10 protein-coding genes are annotated in these 11809 nt (G+C 47.1%); 5 read left to right on the top strand and 5 right to left on the bottom strand.

The window, feature by feature from the left end; genetic code table 11:
• The first annotated feature begins 100 nt into the window (after positions 1 to 100).
• Both LZG94_RS05725 and LZG94_RS05720 read left to right on the top strand, forming a co-directional pair.
• Complete coding sequence (locus tag LZG94_RS05725) at positions 101 to 2212, top strand: alpha-amylase family protein (RefSeq protein ID WP_233790969.1); 2112 nt, start codon at positions 101 to 103, stop codon at positions 2210 to 2212.
• Positions 2213 to 2238: 26 nt separating this feature from the next.
• Entirely contained in the window at positions 2239 to 2718 is a 480-nt protein-coding gene (locus tag LZG94_RS05720) for a group II truncated hemoglobin (RefSeq protein ID WP_233790968.1), read from the top strand.
• Between the two features lie 33 nt (positions 2719 to 2751).
• On the opposite strand, the gene LZG94_RS05715 is transcribed toward LZG94_RS05720, so the two are convergent.
• The 4 genes from LZG94_RS05715 to LZG94_RS05700 form a co-directional block, all read right to left on the bottom strand.
• A complete protein-coding gene (locus LZG94_RS05715; protein WP_233790967.1) occupies positions 2752 to 3927 on the bottom strand; it encodes a DUF1624 domain-containing protein in 1176 nt (391 codons plus the stop codon).
• A 39-nt stretch (positions 3928 to 3966) separates the two neighbouring features.
• On the bottom strand, positions 3967 to 4866 hold the full coding sequence (locus LZG94_RS05710) for an ROK family protein (protein ID WP_233790966.1): 900 nt from the start codon (positions 4864 to 4866) through the stop codon (positions 3967 to 3969).
• A 190-nt stretch (positions 4867 to 5056) separates the two neighbouring features.
• The gene (fucP, locus tag LZG94_RS05705) at positions 5057 to 6301 is read right to left on the bottom strand and encodes an L-fucose:H+ symporter permease (protein WP_233790965.1); all 1245 of its coding nucleotides are present in this window, start codon (positions 6299 to 6301) and stop codon (positions 5057 to 5059) included.
• 94 nt (positions 6302 to 6395) lie between these two features.
• The gene (locus LZG94_RS05700; protein WP_233790964.1) at positions 6396 to 7226 is read right to left on the bottom strand and encodes an alpha/beta hydrolase family protein; all 831 of its coding nucleotides are present in this window, start codon (positions 7224 to 7226) and stop codon (positions 6396 to 6398) included.
• Between the two features lie 176 nt (positions 7227 to 7402).
• Between LZG94_RS05700 and LZG94_RS05695 the strand changes: the two genes are divergently transcribed.
• Positions 7403 to 7567: a lmo0937 family membrane protein gene (locus LZG94_RS05695; RefSeq protein WP_215235380.1), complete on the top strand. Its 165-nt coding sequence runs from the start codon at positions 7403 to 7405 to the stop codon at positions 7565 to 7567.
• Between the two features lie 69 nt (positions 7568 to 7636).
• On the opposite strand, the gene LZG94_RS05690 is transcribed toward LZG94_RS05695, so the two are convergent.
• Complete coding sequence (locus LZG94_RS05690; RefSeq protein WP_233790963.1) at positions 7637 to 8323, bottom strand: arylesterase; 687 nt, start codon at positions 8321 to 8323, stop codon at positions 7637 to 7639.
• A 116-nt stretch (positions 8324 to 8439) separates the two neighbouring features.
• Here LZG94_RS05690 and LZG94_RS05685 point away from each other — a divergent pair, with 116 nt between their 5' ends.
• Both LZG94_RS05685 and LZG94_RS05680 read left to right on the top strand, forming a co-directional pair.
• Complete coding sequence (locus LZG94_RS05685; protein ID WP_215235382.1) at positions 8440 to 9108, top strand: ABC transporter ATP-binding protein; 669 nt, start codon at positions 8440 to 8442, stop codon at positions 9106 to 9108.
• Between the two features lie 12 nt (positions 9109 to 9120).
• The gene (locus LZG94_RS05680) at positions 9121 to 11664 is read left to right on the top strand and encodes an ABC transporter permease (protein WP_233790962.1); all 2544 of its coding nucleotides are present in this window, start codon (positions 9121 to 9123) and stop codon (positions 11662 to 11664) included.
• Positions 11665 to 11809: the final 145 nt, after the last annotated feature.

The following is an 11809-nucleotide window of genomic DNA, read 5'->3' as shown; positions in this document are numbered from 1 at the left end:
ATTAAGCCACGCAACCTGGGTGACTGCCTGTATTCAAGAAATGCAAATTTACCAGTAGATACAAAAGCGCTGGCACCTTTTCAGCCAAATGAGTTTACCCATGAAAAAACCACTTCTGCTGCTGTTTTGCCTGCTTTCCTGCCTTTCTGTTTTTGCTCAGAAAAATGATTTAAAAGATCTCTGGTGGAAAAGAAATAATCTGCGCGTCATTCAAATGAACCTGCCCGACTACGAAGCGGCGACAATCAATGCGGATTCTATCGTGGAAGATCTCGTTCGTTTTTCGGCTAATACGCTGTTGATCAATGCCGGCGGGATCATGGCGTTTTATCCGACCAAACTGGATTTTCACTATCAAAATCCTTATGTAAAAGGAAATGTGCTAAGCGACGTAATCCGCAAATGCCACGAGAAGCAAATCAAAGTGATCGTGCGTTTCGATTTCAGCCGGGTACATGAAAGCATTTTCAAGGCGCATCCAGATTGGTGCTACATTTCTCCGAAAGGCGAGCGGATCATCAACACCGATATGTACGTAGTATCGATCAATGCGCCTTATGTGCAGGAAAAAGCTTACCAGATTATCAGCGAAGTAATGGATAATTTCCCGATCGACGGGATCTTCCTGAATATGCCGGGTTACCAGGTCAACAATCCGTACGAGGGGAAATACCACGGAATTGACCAGAATGAATATGATAAAAACCGCTTCGCCGAATTTTCCGGCGGGAAGCAGCTTCCGGTAGAGGAGAATAAGTCAGATCCGCTTTTTCAGAAGTATCTGGAATTCAAGAAACACACGGTGGAAGACTGGTCGGAGCGGCTGCACAAACTGGTAAAGTCCAAAAACGAGCAGATCGCGATCTGTACCTATTCTGATAAGTTCGTAGATATCATCCGCCACGAATCGCAGAGTATGACCACACTACCCTATTGGCCCTATTCAGCCTCAGATAACGTTTCCAATGCAGTCAACTCATTTCCCGATCATATTATCAGCAATGCGAGTATCCAGCAGATCTCATTTCAGTCGAGATATAATGCAGTGGAACCTCAGGAAGTGCAGATCAGGTTGTATGAAAATATTGCAAACGGATCCGGGCTCGACCTGAGTATGATGGGCGATATGCGCGGCTATGAAGACGAGCGTAATTTTGAGGTTTTCAGGAAAGTATATGCATTCCATAAAAAGCATGAGCCGTACTTTGGAAGGTATAAATCGGTTGCCAAAATCGCAGTCATCGCGCCGGGTGCGTGGCCAAGTGGCGAGCCGATGCAGGAGTACCGCGGCATTCAGCTGATGCTACGTGAGGCGCATATTCCTTTTGATATTATCGAAGACGGACAGATCCACAATCTGGCAGAAAAAGTAAAAGGCTACAAACTGCTGATATTGCCGGAAATAACATACCTGAAACCGGAAGCGATCGAGATATTGAAACAAGCCTGCAAAGCGGGAACCAGTCTGATCGCTACCAACAGAAGTTTGTTCGATAGCCCCGAAACCTTACTGGATTTATTCGGTGCTGAAATCAAGAAAAAAGACAACGACGGTGCCGGCAACTACCTCATACCCGACAACCGCGCCATTTTCAAAAGTTTTGCTGGACAGAAAATGCTTTTCTGGAAGTTTAACCTCGGTATCTATGATTTTCCGGGCGCTGATGAAAAGCTGTTACCCATTTTGGCAAAAGGCCGCCCCGGGCCGCCGGAAATTATCGGCGGCCACGACGCAACGGGCTCTTACGCGATGGCGATAAAAAATCATGATAAAAGTAAAGCAGTGATCTTACCAATCAATCTTGGCAAAATCTACTATATGCATGGTTATCAAGAACATAAACACATACTATTGGATGTGATAGATCACATTCTGCCCGAGTCGAAACATACGATTCAAACTAACGCACCTGCGCGGGTGGAAACAATTTTAAAGGAATTCTCGAAGAACAACGTCAGTAATAGTGAGAAGCAAACAGGCGACGGGATGATCTTGCATTTGATCAATCTGACAGGTTTCAGCGGCAATACCTATTTTGAGCCGCTACCCTTGTATGCACTTAAGTTCCGGATTGAATCAAGCAAAAAACCCAAGAAAGTGTTTTCGCTCTCGACCGGAAAAGCCATAAAGTTTACCTGGAAAGGGAATATCATCGATCTGGAAATTGCTGAGCTTGCCGGATTCGATGGAATTGTAATGGAGTGGAATTGACGGAGAAAAACTAAACTAAAAATCCAATGGATGAGCCAGTAAAACGGATTCCAACGCTCTTTGAATGGGCTGGCGGAATGCCTGCATTTGAGCAGCTAACCGAAAAGTTTTATCAAAAAGTATTGCAGGACCCACTTCTCGAACCCGTGTTCAAGCATATGTCCACCGAGCACCAGCGCCATGTTGCACACTTCATTGCCGAGGTTTTTGGCGGACCGGAAATGTACAGTACCGAAGAAGGAAGCCATTTCAGAATGATCCGAAAACATTTGGGCAAACACCTGACCGAGCAGCATCGTCAGCGTTGGGTTGCATTGCTGCTCGAAACAGCCGATGCGATCAGTCTGCCCGACGATCCTGAATTCCGCTCTGCATTTGTAGCTTACATAGAATGGGGAACACGGATCGCAATTCTAAATTCCAATGCCGAAACCCTGGAAATGAATCCTGAGGAGCCTATGCCAAAGTGGGGCTGGGGTGTTCCGGGCGGGCCGTATCTAGGGTGATACTGCGTTTATGCTCGCAGATTAGTGTACCCTTTACAAATAGCTTAGCCACCACTTTTTCTCCCGCGCCCGGTAATCGCCGAACCATTTGCATGGAAAATATAAAGCAAGTACGATCGCGATCCAGATCAGGTATACCCAGCCCAGTTCATAACCGAAATCGAAAGGTCGGAATTTGAAGAAAAGCTTGTCGTCGGTCGCCTGCTGCCAGGTGTAGCCGGAGCTAAGTACTGCGATCATCGTGAACAAGTGGATGACGTAAAAATGCAGCATAAAGAAGAAGAAAGGCACTTTTCCGTAAACGGTGAAGAATTTTGCAAGTCTGTTCTCAGTGTTTTCAGTAAATGCGAGTAAGATCAGAACCGGGCCCAGTGTCATTAATGTAAACAAAAGTGACGGCGGATATTTGCTCACATTCATAAAAGAAAGGAATGTGCGAAACCCTTCCTTCTGCACTATCCAATGCGACGGATCTCCGTACCCGTTCAGCAACCTCAATGCGACAAAAAGGAAAATTGATACAGCGCCTGTGATCAGCAGTAACTTCCTGCGCTGCTCGACGGGAAAGCTTCTTTTAAATATAGAACCCAATCCATAACCCGACATCATAATACCGGCCCAGGGCAATATCACGTACAGAAATGCAATGTTACCACCGTCGCCCCGCGGGTAGAATTTGCCCGCGCCGGTGAGGAAAATACTAAGTAAAATATCCGGCACAGAATTAGGCGCAACTTTCACGTAATCAAGCAGGTTGTGACCGAAAATCAATATCAGCCCGACTGCAAGAATCGCTTTGGGAGAAAGGAAACGAATGAGTAAACCCAGCGAGATCATACTTGTACCAAGCGCCCATAACACGGCCAGGAAGATCGTTTTGTAAGTTATATCGAAGGAAAACGCGAAGGTCATGAATACGATTTCGACCAATATCAGCCAGAAACCACGTTTGATCAGAAAGGAGGAAGTGGTGCGCGCGGATTTATTTTGTCCCGATAAATAAGCGGAGATACCCGAAAGCAACATGAAGGAAGGGGCGCAAAAATGCGTGATCCAGCGCGTAAAAAACAAAATACCCGAAGTAGCTTCCGGGTTGAGCGGATCGGCAGTGAATGCGGAAATGTGAAAGAAATCACGAACATGGTCCAGGGCCATGATCACCATGATCAGGCCCCGGACGGTGTCTATCGATCGGATACGATATTGCATTCCCTTACAGTATTGAAATGGATGAAACTCCTTATTTCACTACAAGAGCGCCGCGCCGAAAACGCCTGCGCTATCCCCAAGCTTGGGTTTCACAATCGGCGTCGTAATCGTGCCGTTGTTGAAAATATATTTCCTGATACGCTCGTAACCGGCTGTATAAAGCAGATCCACATTCCCTACCCCGCCTCCGATCACGATCAGGCCCGGGTCTATCACATTGATCAATGTAGAAATTGCGCGGCCGTAAAATTCGAGCAGCCGTTCAATCGTGGCCGTCGCGTGCGGGTCTTTGCCTTCATAATATCTTTCCAAAATAACCTTCATCGTCAATTTCTGACCACTTTCACGCGCATAGAAACGTTCAAGCGCCGGGCCGGAAATGACTTGTTCTACGCAGCCTGCTTTTCCGCAATAGCAAGGTTCGCCGTTTTCTTCCAGGATATTGTGTCCCCACTCGCCGCCTATTCCGTGGTGGCCGGAGATAATCTTGTTGTTGACTACCAACCCGCCTCCGACGCCTGTTCCCATGATCACTCCAAATACAACTTCCGCAGTGTGGTACTCTTTTCCGGCGCCCATTAAGGCTTCGGCAAGCGCGAAACAGTTGGCATCATTTGCCAGCTGACAAGGCACACCCAGTATTTCCTGCAAATCCGTTTTGAGCGGCATTCCGTTCAGACAGGTTGTATTCGAATTTTTCATCAACTGCGAATCCGGTTCCAGAACACCCGGAGTAGCGAATCCGATCTTCGTCGGCCGATCCCCTACCTGCTCTGCCACCATATCGATCAGTCTTTTGATCTGGGACAGAATGTGGTCATAACCTTTCGCCGATTCTGTCGGCAGTCGCATTCTCGCGACTACTTCCAGGTTCCTTTTAGAGTCCAGAACTGCACATTCTATTTTAGTCCCTCCTAAGTCTATCCCCCAGAGATTCATGGATTTGATGGTTTTTGGCTGTTGGCTATTAGCTGTTAGCTGTTGGCTATTAGCTTTTAGCTGTTGGCTTTTGTTTTAAAAAGTGTATTTCAGTTTATGATCGTCAATAGATCAAGCAATAAGAATCCGGTGCGAAGACCTAATGGCTAACAGCTAATAGCTAACAGCAAATAGCTTTTCGCCAACAGCTCTACCTCACCTTATAAAACCGATATCCGAACAGGAATATCACTGTGTAGCAAATGATCGGCAGGTAATAGGCGTGCGCTACGTTGGTTTCTGCTACTGCGCCCATGGCAAATGGGAAAAATGCGCCGCCGACTACGCCCATTGAAATAAAGGAAGAAGCCTGCTGCGTGTGTTTACCCAAGTTTTTCAAACCCAAACTAAAAATTGTAGGGAACATGATACTGAAAAAGAAATTCAACATCATCAAGGCAATGAAGGAAGGCCAGCCCAGGCTTTGCGCGATGATGAGGCACATCACAATATTGCAGGCAGCGAAAATGGCAAGCAATGAATGCGGCGCGATGAACCGCATCAGGTAAGTACCGATAAATCTTCCGGCGAGCATGAGCACGAAGAAGAAGATCATGTATTTCCCGGCTACCTCATCGGTGAAGCCCATTTTTTCGTGTCCGTAATTGATAAAGAAAGCCCACGTTCCGGCTTGTGCGGCTACATTGAAAAATTGTGCTACAACCGCCCATTTAAAGTGTTTATGCTGAAAAAGACCTTTCTCCGGATGCGTGTCCAGGTTGGCAGAGGCCGGATCAGCAGTAACGTGCGGATCGCTGAGTGCGGGTACTTTTACAAATGAAAACAGGACAGCAATCGTAGCGATCACGGCGCCTATTACAATATATAGCACTTTCACCGAGGTAAGGTCGGTGCTGCCTTCCACGTGGTTGCCAAACAGGAAATGCGAACCTACCCAGGGACCGATAATCGTTCCGACTGCATTGAAAGCCTGTGCAAAATTGATACGCATATCGCTCGTCCGCTGATCGCCCAGAGATGCTACAAATGGGTGCGCAACGGTTTCAAGCGTCGAAATACCACATCCCAGCACAAACAACGCGAAGCCGAAAAAAGGAAATGACGCTGCCGCCGCTGCCGGAACGAACAGAAATGCGCCGCAGGCAAATAGCGACAGTCCGAAAAGCACGCCGTTCTTATAGCCAAAACGTTTCATGAAAAGTCCCGCAGGAATACCCATGACCCCATACGCGCCGAAAATAGCGAATTGTACAAAAGCAGATTGCGTTTTGGAAAGACTTAGTACGCTTTGAAAATGTTTGTTCAAAACATCTCCCATCGTAATGGCAATGCCCCAGAACATGAAAAGGGAGGTCACGAAAATGAGGGTAATGAGGTATTTTTTATCCGTGAATTTGGGGGCACTAGCTTGCGCAGACGAGGAAATGTTGCTCATTTAGCTGAATAGTAAAATTAAAAGGTAGGTTAATTCTATTTGTGCAAATGTAATTCGGGAAAATTTAAAAACTGAATGCATTCGAAAATACCCGTCACTTCACAGGAGCTTCTTTTCTGCTGAAAAAATTATTCATAAAAAGTAGCTGGTATTGCACAGCATTGTTCCAGTAGGGCCAGTTGTGCGCGCCGGGGCGGACAATATAGTCGTGGGGAATGTTGCGGTACATGAGCTCGCGGTGCAGGTTTTCATTTACCCCAAAGAAAAAATCTTCTTTACCGCAGTCGATTATAATAGATAAGGTATTGGGTGTGAGCAAATGCACCATATTGATCACCGTGTTTTCTTCCCACACTTTCGCATTTTCCGAATATTTACCCAGCCTTTTGGCCATATCCCAGTTGTTGGGAAACGGGCGGATATCCACGCCGCCGCTCATGCTGCCCGCAGCTCCGAATACATCCTGGTGCCTGAATGCAAGGTACAATCCGCCGTGGCCGCCCATACTCAACCCTGTAATCGCCCGCCCGCGCCGGTCTTTAATCGTTTTGTATTTGCTATCAATAAATGAAACCAGCTCTTTGGAAACGTAGGTCTCGTATTGGAACTGCGGATCTTTTGTGTCCCAGTACCAGCTCCCGAATCCTCCGTCGGGGCACACGATCATCATTTGGAAGGTATCTGCGGCTTTTTCAAAACCTGGGGCTCGTTTGACCCAATCCGCATAATTGCCGCTGTAACCGTGTAAAAGGTATACAACCGGCATTTCCCCGGCCGAAGCATAATTGTCGGGTCTGATTACAACTGCTTTGATATTCTTTTTCATCGCCGCGCTGTAAGTGTCAACTGTATCGACAACAGCAGCTTGCGAGGTTATTGCAAGAAAGGTGATTAGGAATAGGAGCTGTAAAAGGACTTTGTTCATAACCGGAATACTTTGAGATAAATTTCTACAACTTACTGCTATAACATTACTGAAACACGCAAATATTGTAGAATCCGGGGAAATATCAGACTTAAAAAACACCGAATTATTGCTGGCATCTAAATTGATATGATTATGACAGATCTATATTAACTCTAACTTAAAAATTTAAGACAATGGGAAATCTTCTTTATACAATAGCTGTCATCCTTGTAATCATTTGGTTGATAGGCTATTTTGGCTTCGCTAGCTTCGGAATGGGTAACATCATTCACATTCTGTTAGTGATTGCAGTTGTTGCAATAATTCTTCGTGTGATTCGTGGCGACAGGGTTGTGTAGGGAAAGACCATTTTAATAGGAAGGCCCGAAACTTAACGTTTCGGGCCTTTGCTTTTTTACGGTTTCACATCAAAGCAGATCCTTGATCTCCACCCACACATTTTCTGCAAGGATTTTGTGACCTTCCGCAGTTGGGTGAATACCGTCTGGCAGATTCAATTTTGCTTCGCCACCCACTCCTTCCAGTAAAAACGGGATCAGGGTGAGGTCATTTTTGTCTGCCAGATCAGCATAAACCGCCCGGAAATCCGAAGCATATTTCTGTCCGATATTCGGCGGGATCTGCATTCCTGCAAGTACCAGCTTCGCTTCGGGATATTTTGCATGTACCTTATCCAGAATAGCTTGCAGGTTTTTTTTGGTTTCAGAAACGGGTATTCCGCGAAGCCCGTCGTTGCCGCCGAGTTCGAGCACAAATATGTCGAGCGGCTGTTTCAAAAGCCAGTCGATGCGGCTATTACCTCCGGAGGTCGTTTCTCCGCTCACACCCGCATTGATAACCTTATAATTGAGTTTTAAAGAATCGATTTTCTTTTGGATCAAACCGACAAAACCCTGTGAAGGATCGTCGAGCCCGTAGGCCGCGGTGAGACTATTTCCAAAAAATACGATTGTCTTCTTCTTTGCAGCAGGTGTTTTGGTTGGGGTATCTGCTGAATCTCCGGCAGCGGCCGACTGGTCTTTTTGCTCCGTGTTACAGGCCAGCAGCAGGATTGGAATCAGAAGTGTGTAAAGAAAAGTGGGAATTCGCTTCATATGGAACATTAGTTTTTACACTATATTTAGGTTTGGCATAAAATCAAAACAACCAAATTAGATTAAAACAGGTTGCGAAACGCAGCACCACAACTCATAAATTTAGAAAACAATAGATGGATACGATACTCGACCTGCATCAGGTAAGTAAAATATATAAAAGCGGGGACCGGTCCCTAACTGTTTTAGACAATATTCATTTTTCGGTAGAAGCCGGCTCAACGATGTCGATCGTGGGCCCGTCGGGAAGTGGGAAAACGACGCTGCTCGGTCTCTGCGCCGGCCTCGACCGCGCCACTTCGGGAACTGTGGAACTGCACGGGACCAAACTAAACGGATTAAATGAAGACCAGCTTGCTGCGGTCCGAAACCAATATGTAGGTTTTATATTCCAAAATTTTCAGCTGCTGCCTACACTCACCGCATTGGAAAATGTGATGGTGCCGCTGGAATTGAGGGGCGAAAGAAATATCAAATCCCGCGCGCTCGATCTGCTCGACAAAGTCGGTCTCGGCGAGCGGAGTCACCACTACCCTACCCAGCTGAGCGGCGGCGAGCAGCAGCGCGTTTCGCTTGCCCGCGCATTTTCCAATCAGCCACAGATCCTTTTTGCCGACGAACCGACCGGAAACCTGGATGCAGAGACCAGTGAAAAAGTAGTGAAGCTGCTTTTTGACCTCAATAGAGAAGCAGGTACAACGCTCGTAGTCGTGACCCACGACCTCGAACTCGCCGCAAAAACCCAAAGGATTATCCGCATCAAAGGCGGCAAACTGGTAGCATAACCCGAATTCCCGATGAACCCAAATAGGCTCAATATAACGTGGCTGCTGAAAATGGCGTGGCGCGACAGTCGTAAAAACCGCTCGCGTCTGGTACTTTTTATTTCCTCAATTATCCTCGGTATTGCAGCCCTGGTAGCGATTTATTCCCTCGGCGACAACCTGAAAGAGAATATCGATAGTCAGGCAGCAACGCTGATCGGGGCGGACCTGGCACTTTATGGCAACCGCGCTGTGGACGGAAAGGCGAAGGAACTGGTAGATTCTTTGGGTAAGAACCGGTCGGAAGAACGCAGCTTTGCTTCCATGGTTTATTTCGTCAAAAATGGTGGAAACAGGCTGGCGCAGGTGAAAGCTTTGTCGGGCAGTTTTCCCTACTATGGAAAATTTGAAACGGTGCCGGTTACTGCTGAAAATACATTTCGTACACGGCAGGAGGCACTGGTCGATCAGACTCTGATGCTGCAATACGGAGCCAAAGTGGGCGACTCCATTCGCATTGGCGAGGTTACTTTTGCGATTGCAGGAATCCTCGAAAAAGCGCCCGGAGCAACAGGGATCACCAGTTCCGTTGCGCCGACAGTTTATATTCCAATGCGATTTCTGGACCAGACGGGACTTATGCAAAAAGGAAGCCGCGTGGCTTACAGGTATTATTTCAAGTTCCCGGCACAGACGGATGTTGAGAAACTGGTAAAAACGCTGGAACCGAAATTTGAAAAATACGACCTGGACTATAATACGGTACAGGAACAAAAAGAAGACACCGGCCGCTCGTTCCAGGACCTGACGCGCTTTTTGGCATTGGTAGGTTTCGTCGCATTATTGCTCGGCTGCATTGGTGTAGCCAGCGCAATCCATATTTATATTCGCGAAAAGCTAAATTCAATTGCTATTCTGCGGTGCCTGGGCGTGAAGGCGTCGCAGGCTTTTATGATCTATCTGATCCAGATCGTGGGGATCGGTGTGATCGGCTCGGTACTCGGAGCTGCGCTTGGAACAGCTATTCAGCAGTTTTTGCCCATTGTAATCAAAGATTTGCTTCCCTTTGAGCTGACAACCAGTATTTCCTGGCTGTCTATTTTGCAGGGTCTGGCGATCGGGATATTGATATCGCTGCTCTTTGCATTACCTCCATTGGTTTCAATTCGCGGCGTTTCGCCGCTGAACGTACTGCGCGTTTCGCTCGACCCGATCAAGCTGGACCGGGATCCGTTTACCTGGCTTTTGTACGGGCTGATTGTACTGTTCATTTTCGGTTTTTCATTCTTGCAAATGCGTAACTGGATCGAAGCGCTGATCTTTACGGCGGGTATTCTGGGCTCATTTCTGGTGCTTTACGGCACCGCGATATTGCTTACCTGGCTGGTCAGAAGGTTCTTTCCCGTATCGTGGAGCTATTTGTGGAGACAGGGGCTCGCGAATTTGTACAGACCCAATAACCAGACTGCGATATTGATCGTTTCGATCGGTTTGGGTACATCGCTGATTTGTACCCTATTTTTTGTACAAAGTATTTTGCTGGAACGCGTCAGACTTTCAACCAGCGGAAACCAGCCGAATATCGTGCTTTTTGATATTCAGGGCAGTCAGAAAGAAGGTGTTATGGCGATTGCAAAAGCGCAGAATGTGCCTGTTAATCAAAGTGTTTCGATCGTGAATATGCGATTGGAAGAATTAAACGGAAAAACAGCCGCAGATTTTGAAGGCGACACGACTGCGGAACAATCGAGAAGGATTTTTGGCCGCGAATACCGCGTTACTTTCCGAGATTCCACTACTTCTTCCGAAAAAATTGTGAAAGGAAAATGGGAAGGTAAATATGATCCTGCAAAAGGTTTGGTACCGATCTCACTGGAACAAGGTTTCGCCGACCGCAGCCGCATCGACCTGGGCGATACGCTGGTTTTCAATGTGCAGGGTACCATGATGAATACGCGCGTTTCCAGTTTCCGGGAAGTGAACTGGGGTGAAGTCCAGACCAATTTTCTCGTCGTTTTCCCGACCGGCGTTTTAGAAGATGCGCCGCAGTTCCACGCAATGCTTACCCACGTACCCAATCCGCAGGTTTCGGCTACGTTTCAGCAGGCTGTTGTTCGCAAGTACCCGAATATTGCGATCATCGATCTTGCATTGGTCTTGCGTCTGCTCGACGATATTTTCAACAAAATCGGCTTTGTAATCCGTTTTATGGCTGGTTTCAGTATTCTTACCGGTTTGATTGTATTGATTTCCTCGGTACTGATCAGCAAATATCAGCGTTTGCAGGAAAGCGTTCTGCTCCGGACGTTGGGCGCAAGCAGGAAGCAGATCTTTGCCATTACTGCACTTGAATACTTCTTTTTAGGCTCGCTTGCGGCACTTACCGGTATTATCATCGCGGTAATAGGAAGCTTCGCGCTAGCCAAGTTCAGTTTCGAAGCAGAGTTCAAACCGGAGATTCTGCCTATTCTTGGTGTATTCCTGTTCGTCTCGCTCCTGACCGTTTTCATCGGATTAATCAACAGCCGCGGCATATTGTCAAGACCTCCGCTGGAAGTTTTGAGGCAGGATGTGTGACCCGCTTGAAAGCGCTGCCTGACAACTCTTTACTGCCTGGATTCCCCGATTTAACAATTCCTTAAACTCCCCTGTTGCATTCATTCCGGATGCAAACGCCACTTTTGCGCTCCTTAAATGCGTCGGGCGCAGCTATGCTATTGAT

The organism is Dyadobacter sp. CY343, assembly GCF_021390335.1.
In the GTDB taxonomy this organism is placed as follows: domain Bacteria; phylum Bacteroidota; class Bacteroidia; order Cytophagales; family Spirosomataceae; genus Dyadobacter.
The sequence above is the reverse complement of the archived record's forward strand: the minus strand, read 5'-3'. Positions and strand labels throughout refer to the sequence as shown.

Coding starts and splice junctions, on each gene's coding strand:
- LZG94_RS05725 (WP_233790969.1), top strand. CDS start 101: ATGAAAAAACCACTTCTGCTGCTGTTTTGCCTGCTTTCCTGCCTTTCT.
- LZG94_RS05720 (WP_233790968.1), top strand. CDS start 2,239: ATGGATGAGCCAGTAAAACGGATTCCAACGCTCTTTGAATGGGCTGGC.
- LZG94_RS05715 (WP_233790967.1), bottom strand. CDS start 3,927: ATGCAATATCGTATCCGATCGATAGACACCGTCCGGGGCCTGATCATG.
- LZG94_RS05710 (WP_233790966.1), bottom strand. CDS start 4,866: ATGAATCTCTGGGGGATAGACTTAGGAGGGACTAAAATAGAATGTGCA.
- fucP (WP_233790965.1), bottom strand. CDS start 6,301: ATGAGCAACATTTCCTCGTCTGCGCAAGCTAGTGCCCCCAAATTCACG.
- LZG94_RS05700 (WP_233790964.1), bottom strand. CDS start 7,226: ATGAACAAAGTCCTTTTACAGCTCCTATTCCTAATCACCTTTCTTGCA.
- LZG94_RS05695 (WP_215235380.1), top strand. CDS start 7,403: ATGGGAAATCTTCTTTATACAATAGCTGTCATCCTTGTAATCATTTGG.
- LZG94_RS05690 (WP_233790963.1), bottom strand. CDS start 8,323: ATGAAGCGAATTCCCACTTTTCTTTACACACTTCTGATTCCAATCCTG.
- LZG94_RS05685 (WP_215235382.1), top strand. CDS start 8,440: ATGGATACGATACTCGACCTGCATCAGGTAAGTAAAATATATAAAAGC.
- LZG94_RS05680 (WP_233790962.1), top strand. CDS start 9,121: ATGAACCCAAATAGGCTCAATATAACGTGGCTGCTGAAAATGGCGTGG.